General features: G+C 60.0%; 16 protein-coding genes. 7 read left to right on the plus strand and 9 right to left on the minus strand.

Going from position 1 to position 24,476, the window contains the following annotated elements:
* Nucleotides 1-75: 75 nt before the first annotated feature.
* The 4 genes from KOR34_RS10425 to KOR34_RS10440 all read right to left on the minus strand — a co-directional run bounded on the left by KOR34_RS10425 (nucleotide 76) and on the right by KOR34_RS10440 (nucleotide 3,713).
* Nucleotides 76-1,242 carry a LamG domain-containing protein gene (locus KOR34_RS10425; RefSeq protein ID WP_146564526.1) on the minus strand — a complete coding sequence of 389 codons (1,167 nt, stop codon included), beginning with the start codon at nucleotides 1,240-1,242 and terminating at the stop codon, nucleotides 76-78.
* Nucleotides 1,243-2,130: 888 nt separating this feature from the next.
* Nucleotides 2,131-2,517 (minus strand): single-stranded DNA-binding protein, encoded by a 387-nt coding sequence (gene ssb / locus KOR34_RS10430; RefSeq protein ID WP_146564527.1) that lies wholly within the window; start codon nucleotides 2,515-2,517, stop codon nucleotides 2,131-2,133.
* A 134-nt stretch (nucleotides 2,518-2,651) separates the two neighbouring features.
* Complete coding sequence (locus KOR34_RS10435; RefSeq protein ID WP_146564528.1) at nucleotides 2,652-3,011, minus strand: hypothetical protein; 360 nt, start codon at nucleotides 3,009-3,011, stop codon at nucleotides 2,652-2,654.
* A 75-nt stretch (nucleotides 3,012-3,086) separates the two neighbouring features.
* A complete protein-coding gene (locus KOR34_RS10440; RefSeq protein ID WP_146564529.1) occupies nucleotides 3,087-3,713 on the minus strand; it encodes a 3'-5' exonuclease in 627 nt (208 codons plus the stop codon).
* Nucleotides 3,714-4,201: 488 nt separating this feature from the next.
* Here KOR34_RS10440 and KOR34_RS10445 point away from each other — a divergent pair, with 488 nt between their 5' ends.
* Genes KOR34_RS10445 through KOR34_RS10460 form a run of 4 tightly spaced genes read left to right on the plus strand, consistent with a single transcriptional unit; the run spans nucleotide 4,202 to nucleotide 8,820 of the window.
* Nucleotides 4,202-4,474, plus strand: a complete 273-nt coding sequence (locus KOR34_RS10445; RefSeq protein WP_146564530.1) for a hypothetical protein — start codon at nucleotides 4,202-4,204, stop codon at nucleotides 4,472-4,474.
* On the plus strand, nucleotides 4,467-4,724 hold the full coding sequence (locus tag KOR34_RS10450; RefSeq protein WP_146564531.1) for a hypothetical protein: 258 nt from the start codon (nucleotides 4,467-4,469) through the stop codon (nucleotides 4,722-4,724). The genes KOR34_RS10445 and KOR34_RS10450 overlap by 8 nt, the downstream gene beginning before the upstream one ends.
* A gap of 2 nt (nucleotides 4,725-4,726) precedes the next feature.
* Complete coding sequence (mobF, locus tag KOR34_RS10455) at nucleotides 4,727-7,204, plus strand: MobF family relaxase (protein WP_146564532.1); 2,478 nt, start codon at nucleotides 4,727-4,729, stop codon at nucleotides 7,202-7,204.
* Complete coding sequence (locus KOR34_RS10460; protein ID WP_146564533.1) at nucleotides 7,204-8,820, plus strand: type IV secretion system DNA-binding domain-containing protein; 1,617 nt, start codon at nucleotides 7,204-7,206, stop codon at nucleotides 8,818-8,820. The genes mobF and KOR34_RS10460 overlap by 1 nt, the downstream gene beginning before the upstream one ends.
* 364 nt (nucleotides 8,821-9,184) lie before the next feature.
* On the opposite strand, the gene KOR34_RS10465 is transcribed toward KOR34_RS10460, so the two are convergent.
* The 3 genes from KOR34_RS10465 to KOR34_RS10475 all read right to left on the minus strand — a co-directional run bounded on the left by KOR34_RS10465 (nucleotide 9,185) and on the right by KOR34_RS10475 (nucleotide 13,091).
* Nucleotides 9,185-10,240 carry a hypothetical protein gene (locus KOR34_RS10465; RefSeq protein WP_146564534.1) on the minus strand — a complete coding sequence of 352 codons (1,056 nt, stop codon included), beginning with the start codon at nucleotides 10,238-10,240 and terminating at the stop codon, nucleotides 9,185-9,187.
* 139 nt (nucleotides 10,241-10,379) lie between these two features.
* Nucleotides 10,380-11,945 carry a nucleotidyltransferase gene (locus KOR34_RS10470; RefSeq protein WP_146564535.1) on the minus strand — a complete coding sequence of 522 codons (1,566 nt, stop codon included), beginning with the start codon at nucleotides 11,943-11,945 and terminating at the stop codon, nucleotides 10,380-10,382.
* A 12-nt stretch (nucleotides 11,946-11,957) separates the two neighbouring features.
* The gene (locus KOR34_RS10475; protein ID WP_146564536.1) at nucleotides 11,958-13,091 is read right to left on the minus strand and encodes an SAVED domain-containing protein; all 1,134 of its coding nucleotides are present in this window, start codon (nucleotides 13,089-13,091) and stop codon (nucleotides 11,958-11,960) included.
* Between the two features lie 350 nt (nucleotides 13,092-13,441).
* Between KOR34_RS10475 and KOR34_RS10480 the strand changes: the two genes are divergently transcribed.
* From KOR34_RS10480 to KOR34_RS10490, 3 genes are read left to right on the plus strand one after another with little or no spacing between them, the layout of a single operon-like run.
* The gene (locus KOR34_RS10480) at nucleotides 13,442-14,104 is read left to right on the plus strand and encodes an RNA polymerase sigma factor (RefSeq protein WP_197531312.1); all 663 of its coding nucleotides are present in this window, start codon (nucleotides 13,442-13,444) and stop codon (nucleotides 14,102-14,104) included.
* Nucleotides 14,101-14,496: a hypothetical protein gene (locus tag KOR34_RS10485; RefSeq protein ID WP_146564538.1), complete on the plus strand. Its 396-nt coding sequence runs from the start codon at nucleotides 14,101-14,103 to the stop codon at nucleotides 14,494-14,496. Before KOR34_RS10480 ends, KOR34_RS10485 begins: the two co-directional genes overlap by 4 nt.
* Before the next feature lie 13 nt (nucleotides 14,497-14,509).
* Nucleotides 14,510-15,361 (plus strand): ImmA/IrrE family metallo-endopeptidase, encoded by an 852-nt coding sequence (locus KOR34_RS10490; RefSeq protein WP_146564539.1) that lies wholly within the window; start codon nucleotides 14,510-14,512, stop codon nucleotides 15,359-15,361.
* 484 nt (nucleotides 15,362-15,845) lie between these two features.
* Here the strand turns inward: KOR34_RS10490 and KOR34_RS10495 are convergent, their stop codons facing one another.
* A complete protein-coding gene (locus tag KOR34_RS10495) occupies nucleotides 15,846-17,102 on the minus strand; it encodes an anaerobic sulfatase maturase (protein WP_197531313.1) in 1,257 nt (418 codons plus the stop codon).
* Between the two features lie 459 nt (nucleotides 17,103-17,561).
* A complete protein-coding gene (locus tag KOR34_RS10500; RefSeq protein WP_146564541.1) occupies nucleotides 17,562-24,221 on the minus strand; it encodes an RHS repeat domain-containing protein in 6,660 nt (2,219 codons plus the stop codon).
* Nucleotides 24,222-24,476: the final 255 nt, after the last annotated feature.

The raw sequence follows: 24,476 nt of genomic DNA on the forward strand, positions 1-24,476 counted from the left end.
AACGGTCGACGACCAACCGCCGAGGGCTCGTGCACTGAAGCCCGCCGTGGAGGGATCGATACGCCTGCATTATATTTACCAAGCTGCAGAGCAGAAGGCGTGGCGAGTAGGTGGCCGGCACAACACCACACCGACAATGCATGCTAAGCAAGCCGAGCAAGGCTCCGGGATGTCGTGTGGGCTCCCGGTCAACGACAATGGATTGTCTCGCCAGACCGTGTAGTCAGCAGCATCAACAAAGCTGTCTTGGTTGCCGTCGGCGTCGAGCGCAAGGGAAGAGCCGTACGATGCCCGCCACGCAACGTAATCCGAGGTGTCAACCAGTCCGTCAAGATTGTAGTCACCTTTGTGCCCTACTCCCAGCCAGCCGACGAGGGCGTCCCGGTCGAGCTCGTCGAGCACGTGATCGCTATTGAGGTCGCCGACGAGTTCACGATCCACGCCCGGGTACATCAAACTATATGCATCGGGATTCCTGATCGCCAACGTGATTGCCGAGATGTCTGCGACTCCAATCTGTCCGTCGCCAGTCAGATCACCCAGCGGTGGCGCGTTCGGACTTGGGACAATCTGAGCAAAACTATCAAGTGTACCCTGGTGTGCGGCGCCAGCCTCATTGGAGATCGATTCGGCCCCGACGTCATTGAAATTGTAGAGAAGGACGGTGCCACCAACAGCCGAGACATTGTCACCCGGCGGCAAGAAGGAGTCGCCCGAGTAGAGGTTGTTCTTGGTGATGCGTAGCCAATCGACATAGCCGTTCATGGCGGGTTGCAGCGCATCATCTCTGCTTATGCTCCCAATCCTGGGAAGGCCCTGCGGGCTGTCCCGGACGTTGGTTCCGGTCAGTGCTCGACTGCTGATGAGCTGGCCGTTGATGTACCAGTGCTCGCTGACGCCATTGGAAGTCCACGCAACGTGGTGCCAGGCGTCCCTCTGCAGTTCTACAGTTGTGTCAAAGTTCCCAGCTGTCAGGCCGAGCATATAAGCCCTCTGCCGGCTGGGGCCCAGGCGGATCTGCTTGTCTTCCACGCCCAGCTGCCATTCATTGAACAGCATGCCAAAGCTCCCTAATGTGTCGTCGAACAAGACTCTCGCTTCAACGGTCAAGAGATTGCCCAAGTCGGTCTGATCGGTGATGAAGATACGCGCCTGTGGCCCGCTCAACGCCAACGCGCCCGCCGAGCAGTACGGCGTAAGCGTCAGAAGGCCGAGCGACGTCAATAGCGTGAGTGCTCGCATCGTGCTAGCTTGTGTTGGGGGTTGGTGATTGGATCTGGAGTGAATGTGAGTGCAACTGAAGATGCTGCCTTGCAGAACGGCCGTACAGTTAGCCAGGCCGTTTTCTCGGATAGGCCTTGTTGCGTCGGGATACGCTGCATCGCATCTGAATCTCAGTCACGCCGGGGCGGAAGGTTGGGAGCATCGAAGTAAGTGCAATGTCTGGTCCTAGCGAGAACCTCCCGACCGAGCTGGCGAGTATCGGCCCATTCTGCGATCCGTCGCCGTCCGCTGAGTAGGATAGGGCGACATCCAACGGGTTGCGGCGGCGAGAAGCGGACGGGTTGAACGCGACCGCGGCTGTAACGACTCCGGGGAACCTCGACCCGGATAGTTCATCGTCCCCTAATGAGACGACGTCGAGTGAGAGCTTGTTTGCCTGCAGTGGGAGCCGCGGCCCGGGAATCTCAGCGACGCGGGTGGTTTGCCCTTGGACGTTCGTGACCTCAAGAGCCAGTCGACATTCTAGGCTAGCAGCGTGTGCGGTCGCGCAAGAGCATGAGAGAGTCGCGGCTGCCAACAGCCAGATTCGGAATTGTTTCGTGGTCGCCATACTGGTGCCTCCTTGGAAGTTTGAACGTCGTACGGGAACCACTAACACAGTCCTCTTTGCATTTCAAGCAAGTTGGCTGAATCGCGTTCATCACATGCAAGGGCGGCCATCGCCTAAGTATGGCTACGCCATTGACTGGCGGCAGGACAATGGCAAGCAGCAGATACTAAGAAACTGTTTGACTCGTCAATCTCTTGGTGACATCGACAGCAGAGAAGGCCCGATGCAGAGTGGATGGGCACGGGAACCTTCTTGAGAAACATCGGGATAGCACTGTCCACCGAATGGGCGGCGGCCTAAACGCTCGTTGTCTGCTCGGTGGCCTCTTGACTGCCGGACTCTCTCGAGTCTGACTGAGGCTTTCCGAGCATCGTCATGTGGTCGACGACCACCTTGACCTTTGACCGCTTCTTGCCATCGTTATCCTCCCAGGATTCGTATCGCAGCTTCCCCTCGACAAGGATGTTGCTGCCCTTCCTGAGATACTGATCTACCACCTCGGCGGTCCGTCCCCAGAAGGTCAGGTCCACAAACGTGGTGGTCTCGATCCACTCGTCGCCTTTCTTGTAGCGTTCGTTGACCGCGATACTGGTGTCAACAACCGCCTTCTCTCGGGGTGTGAAGCGGAGCTCCGGATCGGAGCACAAGTTGCCACACAACACAACGCGATTAAAACTCGCCATTTGAGAACTCGCTTTCTCTTCCCTACGGGAAGCATTTGCGAAGTCTCCCAGAACCTTTGTCAGCTTCCACTCTGCATGGGCTCTCAGAGTCAGCCTTGACGGGCTCTGAGCGCCCCAGCGGGCGGGCAGCTGTGTCAGGCAAGCTTTAGAGACAGCGGCTGTTGTACATCGTCCGGCTCGGAGTCACTCGGCGGGCAAGAGGCAACTTTAATCGGCGTGATGGTTTGAGCGTTGGTGGCCAGCCCGTGCTTGAACTGTGCGGCCCGTAGCTCTTCAAGCTTCGTCGCCGCCTGCTCGGCGGCCGCCAGGAAGTCCCTAGTTGCCACCGCCTTCATCTGGGGGATGATGCTTGTCCGTCCGGTAGCCTTATCGGTGTAGGGCCTGCCGATCTCGGCGTAGTACTCGACCTGACCGTAGTAGATCCTTGAATAGAGCTGGTAGGCGACGGCCCCCACCAGAATCATGTCGCCGATGGTTGTTTTTCGCTGTGCCATAGGTGTTCGTTCCTCCTGCTTGCTCGCATGTTTCATCTAGTAGGCCACAGGCGCCGCTGCTAAGCAAAAAAATCCCTATGCGGCCTCGGAGGCACGAATGCCCACGCGGGTGTAGTGGGCGATGGTGCGGGCAAGCTCCACAGCAGCAAGCGCATCAGAGAGTGCGGTGTGCGTCGGCCGGGCCTTGAGGGAGAAGATCTCCGCGAGCGTTTCAAGCCGGTGGTCAGCGGGCGGGTCGATCGTCTGGTGGTTCATCGAGAAGAACCATTCACTGAGCTGTCGGGTGTCGAGAACGCTTCGCTTAGCAGGAAAGAACTCGCCGTGGCGTCGAAACCAGGCCCTGAGAGTCCCGGCGTCAAACTCGACGTTGTGCCCGGCGATCTTGGCGAGCCGGTAGGCCTTGCCATTCTTCGAGGTGAACTCTTCGGTGGCGTGTTTTCTCAGGAAGTGGGCAAGCTTCTTGATGGCGTCTTCTTCTGGGATGGCGTACTGCTCCCAGACCGAGGGGCGGAACTTGGAGAGCCCCAAAAACCGGACCTCGGAATCCTTGGCCGAGAACTGCACCCTAGTCTCTAATCGGTCAATTTCCTGGTAGCTTCCCGACACAACCGCTATGGCGGCGAGCTCGATGATCGGGGAGGTGCGTTTTCTGCCGGCTCTCTCAATGTCGAGGAATACGGTGCTGTGGTGGTCAGGTTCCATCCCCCGATACTACGGCATCGGTTGCGCTACGCAAATCTTCTTGCACCGTCGTCGCCGTAGGCGACACAAGTAATACGGGAGCGCAGGTCGACCGGCGCCCAAGTAAGAGCACAGCCGCCCGTTGCCGGCAGGTCCAAGCTGCGACAGTAACTGGGCATTTCGGGCGCGCGAGGAATGCCCAGGCGCCAGCACGAACCCTCACGCGTTTGCCCGGCTTGTCGCTTCGAAGATGCACGGGTGTGTTCTTGTCTTTGGTGGGGATCCGGAAGCCGCCGCGCGGCTTTCCCTCAAACCTTGGTTCCGGGCAACCCTGGTTTCCGATTCCCAAGGTTGGATCCCAATAGCCAGGGAACCTTGGTTCTGGGTTTCCGTGGTCCCTTAGTTTCTCGGTGGTCGGCTGCTGGCGTGTCTCACAGGACCGGCAGCGAGCTCTGAAGTGGGAGAGCGAGAGTGTTTGAGTAGCGGCCTGGGCTGTGGTATTCACTGCTATGGCGAGAAAGAAAACCACCACCAAGAAGACCTCGAGAACGAAGCCCGATAAACCTGGCAGCCCCTCGGAGCTGTTGCCAACCCCGCCGCCGTCCGAGGACGCCGTCACCCTCAGCGTCGACATCCCGACCAAGACGAGCTTCCGGCTGAAGGTCGCGCTTCTTCACATGGAGGCCAGAGGGAGCAAGGTCGCCAAGAAGCAGTTCGTGCAGCAGGCGCTTGTCGATGCCCTTGACCGGTTTGATCAAGAGTGGGGAGGGCGTGATGGCTAAGAGGAGCGAGAAGTCGTTAGTTGAGCAGTGCGAGAAAGTCACCATCCGCTTTACCAGGGGACAGGCCGAGAAGATCGCCGAGGAGTGTTTGAAGGCGGGTATCCGCCCAAGCCAGTACCTCCGGATTGCCGGTGTGGCGTTTACCGATCACCGGTACCTGGACCTCAAGTCGATGATGCAGTCGGTGTTCGATGAGACGATCCGGTTGCGGCGAGACTTTAGCGACGCGTTGGTCAGCGGAGGCGACTAGCGATGCTATCGATCAGCAAGATTGGAGGCGGCGACGCCGTGGCCTACTACGCCTCGCTCTCTGAGCAAGAAGGAATCGTTGGAAACTACTACTCTAACGACGGCAAGCGACCAGGGCGTTGGTTTGGAGCAGGCGCCGCCGCACTCGGGCTCAGTGGCGACATCGATCTGACTTCGTTCACACATCTTCTGGAAGGGAGGTCACCTGATGGGCAGTCGGATCTGGTGCAGCAGCGAAACGGCGATCAGCTCAAGCGGCGAGCCGGTTTCGATCTTACGTTCTCGGTTCCCAAGAGCTACTCGGTTCTGTGGTCTCAGGTTTCTGACGAGAAACGAGCCGAGCTAGACCGGATTGCCGAGCAGGCCCTCCAGCGGACGCTCGAGCTTGTGCAGGCGGAGTGCGGAAAGACCCGCCGGGGGCGAAACGGGGCCGTGGTCGAAGAAGGGAAGCTGATCGGCGCGATCTTCAAGCACGACACGGCGAGGGCCATCCCGGGCGAGGCGCCCGACTGCAACGTCCACTACCACTGTGTTCTGGCCAACGTTGTTATCCGCGGCGACGGCACGGCTGGAACGCTGGATGCCCGAACGCTCTTTGAACGAAGAAAGAAGGTTGCCCTAGGCTCGATGTTTCGAGCCGAGCTGGCAGCTCTCTTAAGGAATGAACGGGGAATCGAGACCTACCGACCGATCAAGCCCGGCAAGAAGGAGCCGGTAAGCTGGTTTGAAATTCGGGGCGTTCCCATCGTACTTCTTGAAGCCATGAGCAAGCGTCGGTCGGAGATTGAGGCATGGCTCCGAACGCACGGCCTGTCTGGCGCCCGGGCGGCCGAGAAGGCAAATCTTAGTACCCGACGAAAGAAGGAGACGTTCTCGTGGCAGGCCCTAAGCAAGGCTTGGCTAGAGCTTGGCCACGAGCATGGCTGGTCGCGAGCCGACGCGGATGCCCTGATGACGCAATCGCTTTCCGACCGTCGGCCGGCAAAGACAGCCGAGCAGCTGGCCAGGCAGTCGCTTGCGATGGTGATGCAGAACCGAGCCAGATTCACACGGAACGAGCTGATGGAGCGAGCCGCGATTGAGGCCCAGACCACTGGCCCAGGGATCGATGGTGTGCTGAAGGCCATCGACCTGACGCTCAGCAACACACATGAGGTTGTGCGGCTTCAGGACAAGGACCGGTTGGCGACGTTTACCACGAGGGAGATGCTCCAGCTAGAGAGAGACACACTGAATCGAGCACTGACGATCAGTCACCGCAGCGACCACGCGGTCGAGCTCAGCGAGGTCGCCTCTGTTGCGGTTCGCTACCCGACCCTCAGGCGGGACCAACGTGAAGCCGTGCGGACGATCTGCACCGGCAGTGACTGCGTTTCCATCACCGGGATTGCCGGCAGTGGCAAGACCTACATGCTGGGCGTGACGCGCGAGGTGCTCTCGTCAGCCGGCTATACACTGGTCGGCACAGCCCTTGCCGCCGACGCCGCCAAAGGGCTGGAGGAAGGTGCGGGCATCGAGTCCACTCATCTTCACAAACTGCTCTACGATCTTAATCACGGCTACGCCAGGCTTACCGACGAAACGGTTGTTGTGCTGGACGAAGCCGGCATGGTCGGCACCCGCCAGCTTGCCGAGCTCATGCGCCGCGTCGATCAGGCTAAAGCCAAGCTCGTGATGGTGGGCGATGCGCTTCAGCTCCAACCCGTTGACGCTGGCGCTCCGTTTCGAGCTATCAGCGAAGCAATCGGCACTACCGAGCTCGGTGAGATTGTCAGGCAGCGAGATGCCTACGCCAGGCAGGTCGTACGAGACCTGCGCTCGGGACGTGCGCAGGACGCACTCCGAGAACTCTTCGGGCGTGGCCAGGTGGCAATCGAGCGTGAGGCAGAGTCGACTCGGGAGAAACTCGTTGGCGACTGGGAACGATTTGTGTTTGAGGAAGCAGTACCGCTTGGGGAAGTAGCGGTGCTTTGCGGCATGAACGAGGATGTTCGAGATCTCAACCGGCGTTTGCAGGCAGTCATGCGGCGGCGGGGAGAGCTTGGCGACTACCGATTGGAGCTGGATGGGCTGGAGTTCTCACTCGGCGACCGGGTGGCGATCACCAGGAACCACCGGCTCTTAGGAGCTCGCAATGGTGAGCGGGGCGAAGTGGTTGGAGCGTCGGGAAGAACCCTGTGGGTAAAGCTCGAGAGCGGCTTCGAAATCGAAATCGACACGGAGGAGTTTGCTGGCGTCACGCTCGACTACGCCAAGTCAATCCACCGCTCCCAGGGAAAAACTGCCGAGCACACTTTGTTTCTAACCGGCGACGTCATGACAGCACTCGAGACCAGCTACGTGGCCGGTAGCCGTGCTCGAGACAAGACGTTTGTCTATTCGCATCTCTCGGCTGTCGAGTCGATCGATTGCCTGGCGGCGATGATGAACGAGTCCCGCCAGAACGAGATGGCTAGTGAGTATGTGCTGGAGCCAGAGTGATGGAGTGGGTGAGTGGACTGTTTGTGCTGGGGCTGGCCGTCAGCGTCCTGGGCGCACGGCCCATCGCCCGCAAACTCCGTATCAGGGCATACTCCCGGGGCCGGTTGCTCCGCAGTAAACACCCCGCCCAAAAAGTCGCAGGCGATAAGAGCACCGGACTTCGCTGGGGAAACGCGTATCTCCCCGAATCGGCCGCAACGCAGCACACGCTGGTGGTCGGCACCACCGGCAGCGGCAAGAGTCAGGTGCAACGGCTCTTGATGCGAGAGCCCCTGTTGCGGATCAAGCCCGGCAGCGACCACCGGGCACTCGTCTACGACGCCAAGGGAGAGTCGACCGCCTATCTTAGGCGGATCGGAGTCACGGCCCCGCTCTACAGCTTGAACCCTTTCGAGAAGCGAAACGACTGGCCCAAGGCGGTCGCCTGGGACATCGGCAAAGACATCACCTCACCTGCCAGGGCGCTAAACCTGGCTGCGGCGCTCATCAAGCAAGAGCAAGGGGGCGCCAACGGGTACTTTACGGACGCTGCCCGGCTGGTCGTCGACGGCGTTGTTACCAGTTTCATGCGGCACGCAGGAAGCGACTGGACGCTAGCCGATCTCGTCAACGCTGCTACGACCCGAAGCGCCATGGAGCGTGTGCTCAGTCGAGATCGACAGGGGAGGGGCGTCATTGAGAGCTTCCTCGGCGACGACCGGACCGGCTACGCCGTGGCGTCCACAGTCGCCAGCAAGATGCGGTACTATTCGGCCGTGGCCGCCCTCTGGCAGCGGTGTGAGCACAAGATAAGCCTCCGGGAGTGGCTATCAAGCAGCTCGATTCTGCTGCTGGGCGACAACGAGACGGCATCAGCCTCACTTGATGTAGTGAATCAACTGATGTTTACCGTCATCGCCGAGGAAATTGATCTCCAGGGAAACTCTGCCAACCGAAGGACATGGCTCTGGCTCGACGAAGTGCGTCTCGCTGGCGGTGTGCTCAACAGCGGGAAGCTTGCCCGCCTTGCCGTCAAGGGCCGCTCACGCGGCGCCGCCCTGGTGCTTAGCTTTCAAGATATCGATGGGTTTCGGCTGGTCGCGGGCAAGGAGACCGCCAACGAGGTCGTCGCTCAGTGCAGCAATATTGCGTTACTTAGGATGTCGGGGGAGGCGTCCGCTGAGTGGGCATCCAAGGTCATTGGCCAACACGAGACGATCGAGGTGCACCACTCGGATTCCACCAGGTTGCTGGGTGCTGAGAGTCGGACCGAGCAACGCGTCGTCAAAGACGCCCTTATGCCCTCGCAGTTCTACGAGTTCCCGGCCACGAACCCACAGAACGGCCTGCACGGAGTATTCATCTCGACCGCCAGGGGGGCTGAGCTGGTGAGGATAGCGCCGAACGAGGTTGCAGAGGTTGTCGTCACCGCCCTGCAGGAAGAGCGGGATGCCATCGTGGTGAGGCCCAGCGCGGATCAGTGGCTACGGGAGTGGACTTCCAGTGACTACCGGCGGCTCGGTGTCGAACGCGGGATTGAGGGCGCCGCCCATGTGACGCCCGAGATGAAGCCGAAACTCAGGCTGCGCCGTCCTGACGGCATGGCGGAGGTGCGGCTACCGAAGGCGGTCGTGTAAGGAAGCAGGGAAGGATTGATAAAAAGAGAAGTGAGAGGAGTCGCCACGGTGCGGTTCGTGCTGCTCGGTCAGAGGCAGACAAGAACTGGCTGACGCTGTCTGGCAGCGGTACTCGGATCGCCGCCCATCCCTTGTTGCGAGCATGAGGTCACCACGTGTTCGGGTTGCCGTCATGGGCTTCTGCCGCCCGCCCCTTTATCAGGACAGCTGGAGGTCGGCAACGCAGTAAGCATTCGCCGGCGCCAGCGCCGTGGTTGGAAAAGTGCGCAGAAGTTTACGTCCTGCGCGTATTTGAGGACAAAACTCTGAGGTTGAAAACGACTGGGAATCTGGATTTCGTCGCCAGAATCCACATCGACGGAGATCAGGGATACAACCGACCAATCGTCTCAAGGCTTGGGCTATTTAGCAAATCGCCAGGTGTTACGTAGTCAGCGATGACGGCCAAGGCCTTCTGGGCTGGCGAAGCGGACAAGGGCGCGGTGCAGCGGAACTCTCTGTCAGCATTGTCAACGAATGGGGCGTCGGCGATAGACGAGACAAACTCTCGGGCCAATGCTTCCACCTGGGTTTCAGAGACCTCTGGTGCTTTCTCGTTAGCCGTCGCGACAGCATTCCCAGCCGCCGAGCCGGCCATGAAGGGCACCTGCTCTCCCGTCCATTCGTAGATCATCGCATCCAACTCAGCTTCGGACACATCCACGGGAGCCGCGGTCGCATAAAGCAACTCTCCTGGCCCTTCGGGTTCATCCAGAATCCGTGCGAACAAGCTACCCGGTTCGATAGTTGGAATCTCGGTCTCCGGCCGAGCTGCAAACAACCGCTCCCGAATCCGCCGCCCGGCCCAACGACGCCGGGGCTCTCGCCTCGATTGCGAGAGGATTGCGAGGGAGTAGACATCATCGTCCTCTAGTAAAGCTTCGTCGTACGCGCGGTATACAAACTCTGAGCAGATCATCGGCTCGCGGCCCTCAGAACTGATCAGACGGATGAACTCGTTGGCTCTATGCAGCACGCCGTAAATGATCTTACGAAGGAGGCCATCGCCGAGGTTGACCTTGTGCGCTACGCAGATTGCCGCGACCAACAAGATCTGGTCGAAGCCGTAGCGGCTCCCGTCAGAAAGCCGCCTATTTGCCGCTGTAAGAACCGCACCTAGCTCATGAGTGGAGGTTAGCCTACGCACCTCTACCCAGTCGCAACCGGCAATGCTGTAGTGCAGCGGATTTGGGTGCAGCCCTGGGTTGCCCATAATGAGCGACTCGCCAACTTGCTCGTCGCCAAGATACAACCCGGCATGACTGACTTCCGTTCCATCCAGCTTGCGGATCAGCACCGACATCGCGTTCTTCCAGGCATTCGATGCACGGTAGAGCAGCACGTCACCAGGAAGAAGATCGTTTGCGTCTAGACTGTTCATGGCATGCCCTTCTTGCAATATTCCTATTCTATAGATGTTAAAGTAAATAGCCGTAACTGTAACTCAAAGCCCAACGAATCGTATTGGTGTGATCTGTCTGATTCCTGATAGCCACCCAGGAAATCAATTCGAATGCAAATCACTCAATATTGACGACGAACTCCCCGCTACGAGCAACGCACACGCCGCCTTTCACAACGAAGCACTCGACCCAGTGCATTCCAGCGTATTGCGTCGATTCATGCCGCTTCCTGCCGCTGGCATCGCTGCGGTAAAAATCCCCCCGTAGCTGCTGGGCCGCTGTTGCTTCTTTCCCGGTATTCACCACCTGCCAGTGAACGTCATAGGGCTTTGGGATGTCAGTGATCGCCTGGAATTCGAGGTCAACCCGCTTGGGGAGCGGCGCGCCGTTGCTGCCAAACCGTGTCGGGCGGAATCCGTTCCGGAAGTAGCGGGCGCGAATCTCGACTCGGTGACCCAACGGTCGCATTCGCCACTTTGGCGGCTGCCGGTGTGGGGCGTCGAGGCGCAACCAGGCACGCGGCACGCGGCCGAACGCGGAGATCGGCGCCTGCTGGGCGCCCGGCAGTGGGCCGGAGTATCGGCTTGCCACGGCGCTGCCCGGGCGGTCGCCGAAGACGCCCCGGAGCTTCGTTTCAAGTTCGCCGCGAGACGTGACGTTGAGGAGGTCGTCGATGTCTTCTTGGACCCATTCGACCCACTGGAAAAACGCTTCCGCCTTGTTGCTGCCCGGCTCGTTCCAGCGATCGGCAAAATTCTCTTCTGGGTTCACCGGGTTGGGAATTACCCACTGGTCAGCGTCGCAGCGGATCGCCCCGGACTGCTGGTAGTCCCGCATCCTGTGGACGAAGCTCGCGAGCGTCGAGTACACGTCGGGTTCTTGCCGATACCCGCTGGCTGCCAGCGTCGAGATGATCATCGAGATCGGTTTGTCACACTCATCATCGCGGCCGTCAAAGCGGACGTCACGGTGTCGTTTGAGAATCTGGATCGCCCGTTGCAACGGAGTCCGCACGAGCTGGTCGGGGACATCGTCCACGCGAGCGAATAGGTCTGGGTGGCGCGCCTGAAGCGACGCCCGCGAGCGGGCCGCGACCGCGAGAAATACCTCGCGTTGCCGCTCGAAGAACCAATCGACGTAGCCTGCGGGGTTCGTGCCGCCCCAGCGGTAAACGTCGGCGGTGCGGTTGGTGAGCGCGACCGATTGCTCGCTGTGGCGCGGCTGGACTCCGGCGTGGTAGGACGGGTCGGGAACGCACGGCAGCACGTCGAGATGGAAGCCTACGCCGTCCGCCTCGGCGTAGGTGAGCGTCCAGCAACGTCTCCCCTCGGCGTCGAGCATGTCCCGATATTTGCCATGCGCCTTCAGGCGGTCGCCAACCAGCCGCTTGACGACGGAGGGCGAAGTCGCCCCCTTCGGGATCTTGAGTTCACAGACCAGATCAATGTCGTACTCCGGGGACTGGTAGGTCGGCAGCGGGCGGACCACCGTGCCGAGCCGGAACGACCCCTGTGGGTAGACGCGCGTCTCTCCCGTCGCGCCGTGATACTCCCCCTCTTCGAGCCAGCGTCCGACCGCTTCGTACCGTTCCACCGCTTCGCGGTACTTCGAGGGGGGGATGTCAAGTTCCCTGGCGACCTCGACTAGCAGCGTGTCAACGATCAGCATCCGGTTGTCGGGCATTGTGGAATCCTTTCAGTTTTCTTGGGCGATCCGCAGCGCTGGCCGGAAGCCATCGACGGACCGATTCTGGTCGTAAACGAGGAAGGGTAGGTCGGCCTTCGGCATCCACACGCGACCCATTTCGACGGCGGCCGACACTGGGACCGCCGGGAAGACGTGCAGTTCAGCCGCCTCTCCGTGTTCGTTTTTTATCTGCTCGAACGCCAACCGAATGGCCCGGCGGAAGTCCTGGAGGTGGGCGGCGGATTGCATATAGTCATTCCCGGGCGCTGCGTGGGACAGCGACCACACGGCCGCGTCCTCCCCAACGACCGTGAGGGCGCGTTCGGAACGGATATGCGCCGACAATTCCAGTAGCAGCGCGACGCGGCCAGAAACTCCGGCGCAGCGCTGGCTGACGCTGTGGTTCACCGGAGACGCCTGATCGTTCCAGACCCAAGTCGGCGGCTCGCGGCGGCGCTGCCGCACTTCGGCATGTGGGATGTCAGAGAGAAGCCTGCCGAGGAGCACCAGGAGTGGGATCGGCGCGAGGCCGAACACTGAAAGCCGACGGATCTCGTCGCTGGCGATGCGCGGGGTGACTTGCGCCGCGAAACTGCGGCGGAGGTGCTCCGCCTCCAGCGTCCAGTACTCTTCTTCCCGGTCCTCGAATGAACTGTTACGTAGTCCAAACGCGATGGGTTGCCTCGTCGCGGGGTACTGGTCGGGTAGGAGAGCAGCCGCGGCTTCTTCGTAGCTGAGCGGCGCCTGGTGCTCGCCGATCCGGGCGCCGTACAAGAGAATATGGGATTGCATCGCCTCGGCGACACCGCCGGCTATTTCAAGACGCTCCTCGTGCCGCCGTTTCATCTCGCGGAGCCGATCGACGGGGTGCCCGTCGACATCCACCCGGTCGACCAAACGGTGGTCGGCGCACAGCAGCATCAGATTGGCCAGTTCCCCCTTGAGCTTCTCCGAAAGGATGGCGTCTCCACGGGGGCCTCCAGGCCGATCCGCGACAATGTGGGCGATGTACGCGGAGTTGAACTCTGCTTGGGTGACGTCGTCGCGGTAGAGCGGGCGGTTGCAGCCCTCATACTCACACCGCCCGCCCGCCTGTCCCCAGAGGCAGAATTTGACCCATTCTTTGATGTAGCTGACCGACATAGGTAATCCCTGGGCTAGGGTTTCGAGCGTTTGCGGCCCTTCACGGCGACCGACTTGGGGCCGGGCTTCCCGGGTCCGTGGCATTGATCGCCCGGCAGGGATCGATGGTGGGGTTTGACGGGCACGGTTTTCGGGTCCGAGATGGCGGGCCGTGCCGAGCCGCCGCAGTTTTCCTTGGACATGGGTCTTCTTCTCTGTGGGGCGTACGACGATGGCGAGAGCCTATCTCTCCTATTACTACGAAGCGCCGTTACAATCAGAAGCTTTCGCCACTTCGGGCCGGCTGTAACGGCCCTTCGTATAGGTCGGTGCCCCCGCCGATTGTTCACGCGGTCACCAGAGGCTTCCCTATGAACCCAACCGTCGAAGAGCCGCCAGATGAGGTCGATATCGCCCTACGGCTCCTGGAAGGGGACCAGTCGTGCCTGGCCGACCTCATCCGGCTGACGGCGCCAATTGAAGAGGCGATCCGCGGTCGCTTCCCCTCCCTCGCGGCCGACGCTGAGGACATAGTGGCCGAAGCGGTGCGCAGGCTCTGGAAGGCGAGGGCGAACTTCGACCCTGACCGGCCGCTGCGGCCGTACCTATACCGGATCGCCGAACGGGTAGGGCTAGATTACGTCGAAGGACGGCTGAGGTGGCTCGCGATGCGAGCTAAGGAGGTCGCGTGGGAAACCGAGCAGCTTGCTGTCGTCCCTCCGCCCTACTGCGAGGAGTTAGCTGCGGAGGACGTAGCGCCAGCTCCGAGCAAGAAGCTGCTGCGTGACGTGCGAGAAGCCGTCGACGGGCTGAAGAACCCTTTACACAAAGCGGTGCTGGTGGCCTACGCGGAGGCCGGTGACTACGTGCTGGATGCCGGGCTGCTGGGACAGCGGCTGGGAGAGGAGCATAACGGCGGGGTCCCGATCCCTGCGGGCACGATTCGACAGTACAAGCATCGCGCCAAGTCCGCGGTGGAGGCGGAGCTTCGTAGACAGGGGCACAATGTGGATCTTCTGGTGAGGGTGATATGAGCAACAACAAGCAAGGCGAGCGACTAGACGCCTTATGCCATCGAGTGATTGTGCCGGCTGGCTTCGACCCGAAGAACGATGCGGAGATCGAGCGGATGCTCGAAGCGCTTGGCGGAGACGACACTGCAGAGCGAACCGATCGGATTCTCTTGAAGGTGCTCGGCAAGCGGCGTATGGCCTGGGAAGAACCGGTAGCTGAGGCCTATGAGTGCGACACGAACGATGCGGCCGCTAACGAGTTCGTTGAGATGTTCCGCGCGCCAGGTGAACCGCTGTCGGAGGATTTGGAAGCGAAGCTCCGGGAGATGGAGCAGCGGGCGATGGAAGAACCCAGCGAAGACGGCGAAACTGGTCCGAACGAAGAACGGGGCGAGCGTGGCGGTTCCAAGTAGCAATCCATGGCGCTTGGCGCACGCCGCGCGCGAGCGGGCAACGTTGGAGGGAGAAGCGGTGGCCGAAGCTCTTGGGTGCGATACCCCGCCGATCGATCCCTTCGACGTGGTGAGGCGGGAGCGCCGCCTGATCCATGCCGAGGGCGATGACTTCGGCGACGCGTTTGATGGGAGGATACGCTACCTCGGTCGCCGGTTCTTGATCGCCTACAACACTTGCTACGATCGGTGGCCGCATCAGGGCAAGCACCACTCGAAGGTCTTGTTCACGGTCGCTCACGAATTAGGCCACTTCTACCTGCCAGAGCACCGAAGGCGCTTGGTGACGAGCCGTCGGGCGCACGACTCCTTCACCGAGTTCGTGGCCGACCGTCAGATCGAGCAGGAGGCCGATGCGTTCGCCGCGGGCCTGCTGATGCCCAAACAGCTGCTGCGACGGTTTGTAAACGCCGAGAACTTCCCGACAATCGAACGCATCAAGGAAGTGCGCAACCTGTTCAGCGTCTCGCTGACGGGCCTGCTAGTCCGCTGGACACAGCTCTCGGACTTCCCGTGTCTGACCGTGGCGGCCCGCGGCGATGAGATCCTCTTCGGCTGGGCCTCCGAGTCGCTGCGCAGTCAGGGCGTGTGGGGAGTTCGCCGCGGTGAGCGTGCGGTAGGCAAGGAGTTTCAGTCCTTCGTTCGGCATTCTCAAACAGGGGGCGGATACCGCGAGTCAAAAGCGAACGGGGCACTATACTCCTGGGCCGAACATGAAGGTCGGCGGCTACTCACACAGGAACACTACTTCTATATCCCTCACACCGGGATGTCTTGGTGCCTCGTCATGGCAGACGAGCAAGACTTCGAGCGTCAGAGCTACTGATCAGCTTTATGCCGCAAGACCGTTCAAAGATGCGTCGGTCCGACACTCTCGCGTAGATTGGGCAGTTAAGGTAGGGCAAGCGTCAGGCTGCGTGCAAGTGGCTGACTTCCCGCGTCAACAGAAGGCATCGGCAACCGGCCTGCGGTGCAACTATCAGTGCAACGCGAACTGAACTGTGCTCGGAAAGCCCAGGGAGGTTACGCCCTCCCCGGCTGCATTCAGTATCAAAATCCGCTGCTGCATTCGTCGTTGAGCAGCGGTCTTGCCTTGTCCTGATCCACCGCAGCTGAGCCTTGGTTACTCGAGTCAGTGGTCTGTCCTCAGCATGTCCCACAGCAAACGAGCGATGGTGCTCACTACTTCAGCAGCTCAACCGCAAACCCACGCCGCGCAAGTCAATGCATCTTCAATAGGTTGTATGAGCGTAAAGCTGCGGTCGGTGTCTTGACCGCTGCACGAAGACCTTGCTTTCGCGGTCAGTTCTTCAACGGAGTGGAGTAGCCAGATGGGATGTATCGCCAAGCTGTCGAATTTGGGCGGCGATCTGACGGAGGTGAGGATCCGCGTGGGCGAAGAACCGCTTCAATCCGGGGCACAAATAGCTAAGTCCCGGCTGGCCGTCCGGGCTCTTGGTGAAGCGGTTCTTGGGGCAGTCGCCGTTGCAGGCGAAGCGGTAGTCGCACTTCTTGCAGTGGTCCGTCAGTGTGTCGCGTTTGTTGCAGCCAAACTTTCGCTGCTCTGGCGAGTAGACCATGTCGGCCAATTGAGGCCCGTCCTTGCTGAGCATTCCAATCTGGTACTCGGGGTAGACGAAATGGTCGCAAGAGTAAACCGCGCCGTCTTTCTCCAACGCGACGCATCTGCCGCAGGTTTCAGCCATTGTACAGAGCTGGGCGGGTTTGTTCATCCATTGCCCGACAGCCGACTCGAACCAGTTCACGTAGACTCTGCCAAGATCGTTCTCACGCCATAGATCGAACGTGCGGCAGAGGAAATCACCGAAGTCGTCGGGGTCCACCGACCAATCTGTCACGACCGAGGTCGAGCGGCCTGGCCTTGCTGCCTCAGAGCCAACTGGTGGCATGGAGTCCTGATTCCAGTGGCCCGGCGCCACGGCATGAAAGTCTCGTGGCTCTACGCAGGGGCTCCACTGGATGTAGTGGCAGCCCAAATCTTCGGTCAAGAACCGGTAGACGTCCTCGGGATGCCGGGCGTTGACGGCGTTCACGACCGCCAAAGCGCTGAACGGTATGTTATGCCGCTGAAGCAGGCGAGCTGCTGAGTACACCTTGTCGAACGTGGAGGCGCCGCCCCGCGTGACGCGGTAGCGATCATGAAGATGCTTGGGCCCGTCGATGCTAAGGCCGACGAAGAACTCGTTCTCCTTCAGAAACTCGCACCATTCGTCGTCGAGCAGCAAGCCGTTGGTTTGCAGGTCGTTCTCGATGTGTTTGTCGCCAGCATGCCTCGCTTGTATCCGAATGACCTTGCGGAAGAAGTCGAGACCCAAGAGCGTGGGCTCTCCACCGTGCCACGTAAACTCGATGATGTCGGTATCCTGACCGGCAACGTGTTGACGAATAAATTCCTCTAGCAACCCATCGGTGATTGGGCTGGCGGAGTCGTCGGCAAGCAGGCCCTGCTTGTGTAAGTAATAGCAGTAGGTGCAGTCGATGTTGCAGCGAGAACCAATGGGCTTGGCGGCGACGAAGAATGATCGGACAAGGCGTCGCATGGCCATTGAGGAATTGGATGAATCAGGGAGGGGCAGTCAGCACAGTGGCTGGCGGTTTACTGCAACGCCAAACGGTAATCGACTATCCGCTGTTCGAGAGCCAAGCCACGGGCAAAGTCCAGTTCTGAGAGGGGCTCTTGTCCTTGTCGCTATCACTTGTCTTGGTGAAGGCAATACAAGCTTTCACCTGAGAGAGTCACGGCGGCCTTGAGATCGGCTGCGTCCTCGCGGCACGGATCGATTAGTCATTCAACGGTCCTAAATCGCTCCATGTGGCAGGATCAATTCCCCATATCTCTTCGCAGTCAATTGCGAGATCTTCGAGGGATTGGTAAAAGCTATCCCATTTGCACGGTCCTTCTGAATTTACGTACTGGTATAGAAAATAGCCTCCATCCCCCTTCTCCGCACCTAGCCACCGTATGTCATTCGTTACATGATCGTCGGGTATTTTACATTCGATTCTCATGGTACTAACGGAATGTGAATATTCCGCCCTCCATTGAACTCAAAATGTCCATGTGGACCACGACTTGAAGCATAGGGGCTTCGAGGGTGTCCTGCCAAGTCGCTGTTTGAAAAGCGAACTCGCCGCATCCCGTCAGCCGAATAGAGGGAACCGTCCTTGCCTGTAGTATAGCCATCGCCCAGAAATCGCTCCGCATCGTCAAGGAATTTTCCTTCAGTTCTTGGTTTCGCTGTCACGTTGTTGTACGGATCGGCCTTAAATCCAGGAGGCTTGCGAGGTTTCCCAGTGACAGGATCCGGTCGTGGCTGGGCACACCCATTGTTATGCACGAGTGCTCCAAGCATCGAAACCCGATAAACATGGTCAGTCTCGACGGCCATGTTGTAGACACGGTGAACTCCTGGAACTTGCGCAAGTGACTGTACTTGGAGCTGGCCATCGGGACCGTCCAAGAAATCGTCACGCAGGAGTTCGCGTGCCGACACCCACGCATCGTCGTTTGATCGAAAGAACTTGTGAGATCCGGTTGTGCGAACGGACTCAATCTTGCCATCTTGATCGGCAAACGTAAGTTCGTAGAGGTCGTCGTTGAGGTGGTCGACCGTAGTCAATACCACCCGACCAGGGCCGTCCATTATTGGTGGACAGGGCTCGTTGGCGACTACCACGGCCTGTAAATTCTCGGGAAGGCCCATCTCTAAGAGGTCAAGTGGCAATGGAACGGTATTGCCGACTTCAGCCGAGTGTGCTGAGACCCAGGCAGGTGGCTGCAACGTCGAAACATGCACCAAGTCGACTGTGCCATCTTCCCAACGGCTTTCAGCCTTAAGCCGTACTTTCCGCCACGTTGTGGGGTCGACCTGAGTGTGACCTGCAAGCTCATCGGCCGAGTAAACGCCTGTAACTCGATCGCCAACCTGTATCTGCTCGATAGGAGCAGTCGTTTCTGCGACTGATGCGGCGACCGGTGTTGGCTCAATAGCTGGTTCGGGATCACCGGCGAAGAAGCACGGTATTGCGAAGAATCCAGCAAGCAATAGCCAGCAGGTCAACCACACAACCTTAATGCGAGCCCGGCTAAGCAGCGACGACTTTTCAGACGCAATGCAGCCCGGTTTAAATCCTGGAACTATTACTCCAGTTTCTTCAACTCGCTCGGAGGTTGGCATATTCGACGGCTCTGCCATTGCTTCAGCACTTTGTGGCCTTAAGGGGGCCTTCCTGGAATTCTGACGGCGGCGAGCTTTGCTGCTTGAGTTAGTTTTCTCTGGCTTGCGACTGTGCAATTCGGGTAGACCTACGCCGGCAACTGCGATAACTGTCGCCGAAACTGCCAAGACCATCGATGAGTTGTGTGACGTACCGCTTTCCACCTGCACAAGGTGGGTCTCGGCTAACCGTCCCACGTCTGCGTGCTGCAGAACAGGGGTGCCAGCGACGAAGCAGAATCCGCCGCGAGTGCTTGGGGGGGCGTGTCCTGCTCGGGCAGCGGCGCGCGCTGCCGACGCGCCGGCAAATGCTCCCCCGACGATCCCTTCAATCAAACCTGCCATGAGCCCTTCTGCAGCAATGTCGCCGAAGGATGCTTTGGGGGAGGCAAATGCTCCTGCCAGCAGGCCAGCGAGGCCTCCCCCAATGGCGCCGGCAACGGCTCCAGCTGCGGCTCCCGGAGGTCCCCCCATGACTCCGCCGGCGGCAAAACCTGCTGCGAGACCGGATGAAGCCCCCGCCAGACCGCCGATTGCACTGCGAGTGCCGATTCCGTACAACCCCGAGGGATCAACGTAGATCACCGAGTTATTGCCGACGTAGCGGTGCAGGTTCATGTCGCCCGCGGCAAACCCCATCGGGTCGCGGGAAACAAACCCTCCGATGCTCGTGCTGTACCACCGAGCTCGGGCGTAGACGAGGCCGGTCGTGACGTCCAGGCTCTGGCCGGCAAAGAATCGGGTGTTGCCAACGGACGACGTCGATGTCGGGTTCGCCCAGTTGACATCATAGATGGTCACCCTGCCGAAGGGATCGTAGTCGTAGCGTTCTTGGACGACGCCCGCAGCATTGACAACGGCCGTGATATTGTGGTTGGCGTCGGACAGGTAGTAGAGTCGGTCCCCCGACACAAGCACGCCGGCTGAATAGCTGTCACGCAGGATGGGCGAGTCGATATAACGCAGTGACCAGACGTACTGCCGGTGGGGTTGAAGAACACTCTGGCCATCCGGCAGTCGCGTCTCGACGACCTGCTCGCCATCGTAGTAGAAATGCTCATCGGTTCCACCGCTGACCCGTTCGATCCGCCGGTCCTGGCCATCGTACTCATAGGTAACGGTTGTCGTTCCGTCGCTGGCCGACACAATACGGTTCCATGCGTCGTACTCCAGCGTCAATCCGGTAGTCTCGTTGCCAGGTTTGGGAGTGGTGATCATGTTCCCGGCGCGGTCGTACGCGGGCGTAGCGGCACCGGCGCTGATGGAGGTGATCTCATTGGCGGCGTTGCTCTGTCTGGTCTGGACGGTCCCGTCGTCGTCGAAGCTGCTCCAGTTGCCCAGCGCGTCGTGTCCCCAGTCCTGCGTGTAGCCGCTGCCTCGCTCAAACGACACGAGTTGGTCGAGGTCGTCATACTCATAAGCTTGGTCAAGAGAGGACTGCAGGGCATTGTCGCGGGCCGTGCGGTTTCCAGCGCGGTCGTACGTGTAGTTGTATTCGTCGAGCACGCTCGGAGTGGAACCATAGTCGTTCCAGACCTGATCAGCGACCCGGCCGAATCGGTCGAGTGCATCGAAGTTGCTTGCTGAGTAGTCGAGCTTGACCTCTGGCTCCTCGTAATCTTCGCTTGCCAGGGCGTCCAAGCCGAGATACTCGTACGCCGCGTGCGTGTTGGTCCCGTCGCCGATCGTTGCGACGCGTGAGAGCACGTCATCGATCGAACCAGAGCTGCCGTACCCGTACTCAACCGTCCTGCCGTTCGGATAGATTAAGTCGGTGAGTCTTAAGTGGGCTGCGACGCCCGCGCTGGCGCCGTCATCGTAGACGTAGGAAACGCTCGGCGTTGTGGAAGTGTTGACAGCGCCGTCGTTAGCCTGCCACTCTTCAATCAGGTTCCCCCAGCCGTCGTAGGCGTACTCGATCTGATTGACGACCTGCGTGCCACTTGTATCGCCGTAGCTAGTAATCGACTGCTGACGGCCGAGATCGTCGTAGGCGTAGGCGATTCGGCGGATCGAGCCATCGACGTTTTCCCCGCCGATCCCCAGATCTGTGACGGTGTCGTCGGACAAGCGGCCGGCCGCGTCGTAGCTGTACGCGTGGACGACGCCGCGTTGGTCGGTGGCCGTAACCGCACGGTCCAGCCAGTCGTAGGTCGTGGTGACGTGATCTCCGTTATCGGTAGTGATCGACCACACCAGTGTGTTCTGATCCTGCGTGAGCACGTCCGTTGCATCGGCAGATACCTCTCCCGTCCGCACGAACGCATTGGTGGGCGACTCGTAAAGGTAGCGAGTTGCTTGGCTGACGACGCCCCCGCCGCTCCCTTTGGCGTTGAGGGCGGTGACCGTAGCGAGGCGTCCGAGTGTGTCGTACTCGTACGCAGTTGTGATGTCCTGCCGCGTGTCGGTCTCAACGACGGCGCCGTCGTTGTAGTTCCGGATCTCGCGGATTGGACGGTCCAGGAGGTCGTACTGCGTTTCAAAGATGCGGCCGAGGTTGTCAACCTGGCGCTCAATCCTGCCGGCGTCACTCAGACGCGGGTCGTAAACCGATTTGGTGACGAGGTAGTTGTCGGAGGAGTTGGGCTCCGGGGCGGTAGACTCTACCACGTCCGGCAGCCTGTTCGAGTTGGTGTCGATGAGATCGCCGTAGACGTCGTAGAAATCAGTCGCCTGCGCTCCCACAACATCTTGGCGCCCGTAGTCAACTTGATGCGTGACTCGTCCCGCATCGTCGAACCAGTTTGCCGTCGTCGACGCGTACGAGTTGAGGGCGGTCAATGCTCCCGTTGATGTCGAATCCGTCGGCAGCCGCTTGAAAGTTGTCGCAGCAACCATCCGCGCGTTCCCATCAAACCAGTTTTCGGCTTGCTCGATAACGGTGTCGCCAGCGACGCTAAGCGCCGCGGAGTAGTCGGTCTGGTTTTCGTCGGCATCGAAACTGACATACGCGGCCGCCATCCGGCCGGCCCCATCGTACTTGGATTTCTGGAAGGTGCCCGCGCCGACAACTGTCTTGGCGACATAACCGCGCGGGTCGTACCAGGTATCTGTCGGGAGGTAGTCGCCAGCTGTTCCGGCGCCTGTGGAGGAGTTTACGGTGACCTCGTAGTCGCGTGACTCGTAGAGCCGGCCCTGCTGGTCGTAGAGGAACTCCATCTGGTCTCGCAGGTCCCCTGTGACGATGGCGTTGGAGCTGTACGAAGAGCCTCCAAACACCTGGCTCTCGGTCGTGCGGCCCAGGTTGTCCAGCGTCAACACGGTCGCCACATAGTCGGGCTCAAGCGTACCCGTTAGGCGGTTGCGCCAGTCATATTCGTAGTAAGTAGTGTAGAAGTCGTTGGCGCCGCTGTCGAAATAGATCCGTGTTTCGGTCTGATTCGAGTCGCCCCCCGCCTGATCAAAGTCGTAGATGTTGAGCGCCGCTTTATACATGGAGGTCCCCGCGGGGCCTTCTACGGCGTTCGGGTTCTGTTCTACCCAGTAGCGAAAGTCCTCTCGGTCAAGGGTGCTGTCACCGTTGTAGTCGGTTGTCGGCACATCGTCGGTCCCTTTCCATCGTTGCGCCAGTCGTCCCAGGGCATCGTAGAACAAGTGATTGCTGGTCCCTGTTGCGTCGGCGATCAACACCATCCAACCGCGGGAAGTAAACGCGCCCTCTGACTCCAGATAATTGGCGCCCTTCACGCCTAGATCGGGAGTCGCCGAGTAGGTAACGCCATCGAGGCTGGAATAGTCGCGCGTCGCGACCGCTTGCCCCGCGGCGTTGTAGAGGGTCCGCGACAGCGACTGGATTGTCGCACGAGAATCGGAGAGCGTCTCAGCGCCCGTCGGACGCGCCTGCATGTCGACAGGCACGCCGCCCGCATCATCCCAGATATAGGTGAGTGATTCCGTGTAGCTGCCGGGACGATCTTCTCGGTAGACTTGGATCGGGCTGGTCGTGTTTGAGGAGGCAGCGTCCCAGCCCTCGTAGACGCGAACTTCATGGGCGTCATCATCATAGACGGTGTACGTGACGTTTCCGACCGGGTCAACAAGCTTGATTGTCCGACCCAGCCCGTCCACTTCCATTGTGGAAATAAGATGCAGGCCGCCCCCCGTCGGGATCTGCCATCCGCTAGGCAAGTCACTGAAGTCGCTTGTGCTGGCAGTGTCGACATCGTCGATCATTTTGACAACGGCGCCCGTGACCGGATCGTACTCCGTGTACGAGAGGTAGCCAGCGGCGTCTTTGGTCCACACCGTGCGTCCATACTCGTCCAGGTACGCCGTGGTGACGTCCGCCGAACCGGAGCCATTCTGCGATGCGCTCGCCACCGGGAGGGAAACGGCAATCGACTCGACCGCGACGGTGTCCGTGAACCAGGTGTAGGCGTAGCTTGTCGTTTCGGCGCCCGTGCCATTGGTGTTGCGGTAGACCTCATCAGAGGCCAGAACAACGTTCGTCCGTCCACTTTCGGTCTGGACGTAGTAGTCTTGAGCCTGCTCCAAGACAGGTGTGCCGCTCGTGCCCTGCTGCACTTTACTCGCCTTGAAGAAGCTGGCAACGCCGCCAGAGGTCGTGTCGGTAGCGGTAGTGCTCGTGTAGTACTCGGTCAAGTGAATGAGGCCCGTGCTAGACGAGAGCGTTACTACCAAGTCGTTATTGCCATCGATCTCGTAGTCGGTCACCGCCGACGACATTGCCTGCATGACTTGGCGTCCGTCGGAGTCGTATTCGTAGAATGTCAGCCACTCCTCGCCTTCGAGCCCGGGATTTCCAGAGTCATTTACGTCTTCAAAGGCCTTGAGTAGGGGAGCGCCACTGGCGTTGGTGTAGAAGGTGTTCTTGTTGCCGCCAGGGAGGGTCTCGACCGTCTTGTAGGCCCAGTCGTTGAAGTCGTCAGAAAACTCACTGTTGACCGTGTACTCGTAGGTGTACTCGCCGATTCCCCCCGAGGCCGTTGCGCCAGCGCCCTGGATGGCGTGCAAGGTGGCCCTGGTGTACTCGTCGTACTCGAAGTACTGCTCCGCGTACGGGCTAACCTGGCTGTCGCTGGCGAGGGTCGGGTCGCCCACGTCGGCCGTGAGGCGGGCGTACGACTTAGCGTCAAATACGTACTTGAGCCCGTGGACGTAACCGCCGGCTTCTCCCGGCGTGTAATACCGGTAGTAGTTTGTGTCGAGGACGACGCTGCTACCATCCTCGATTATCGCAAACTTGAGGTCGCCCAGGTTCCCGTAGTCTTCTGCATTCTCGTAGTATTCGTAGCTGACTTGTCTCACGATATCCCAGCCGCCGCTGCCGTCCGATTGCCTCATTTGGACGTTCGACAGGAGGCCTTCATTTGGATCCGAGGAGCCCAGGTAGCTGTAGAGCCAAGACTCAACCTCATTGGAGCTGGCGTCTTCGCGGCGTATCTCTTGGATCGCTCCATCGGTGGCCCACGCCGTGACTTGCGTCACGAGCCCGCTAGGGCTGACCAGCGACTTGAAGGCGCCTTCCCTGCCTGCCGGTGTGCTGCTGCTGAAGTCATAGAAGTGGATCTCATTGCCCGCTGAATCCGCCCATACGAATTCGCCGTTGATCTCATTGACCCAGCCCCTTCAAATAAGTCCACGCCGTTTGGGATAATCCCGGGCGTCGAGGACATGACCTTTGAGGAGGTAGAAGGATGCCGAAGGGTAAGAAGCACGGTCCAGAAGAGGTGATCCCGAAGC

This window comes from Posidoniimonas corsicana, assembly GCF_007859765.1.
Taxonomy (GTDB): domain Bacteria; phylum Planctomycetota; class Planctomycetia; order Pirellulales; family Lacipirellulaceae; genus Posidoniimonas; species Posidoniimonas corsicana.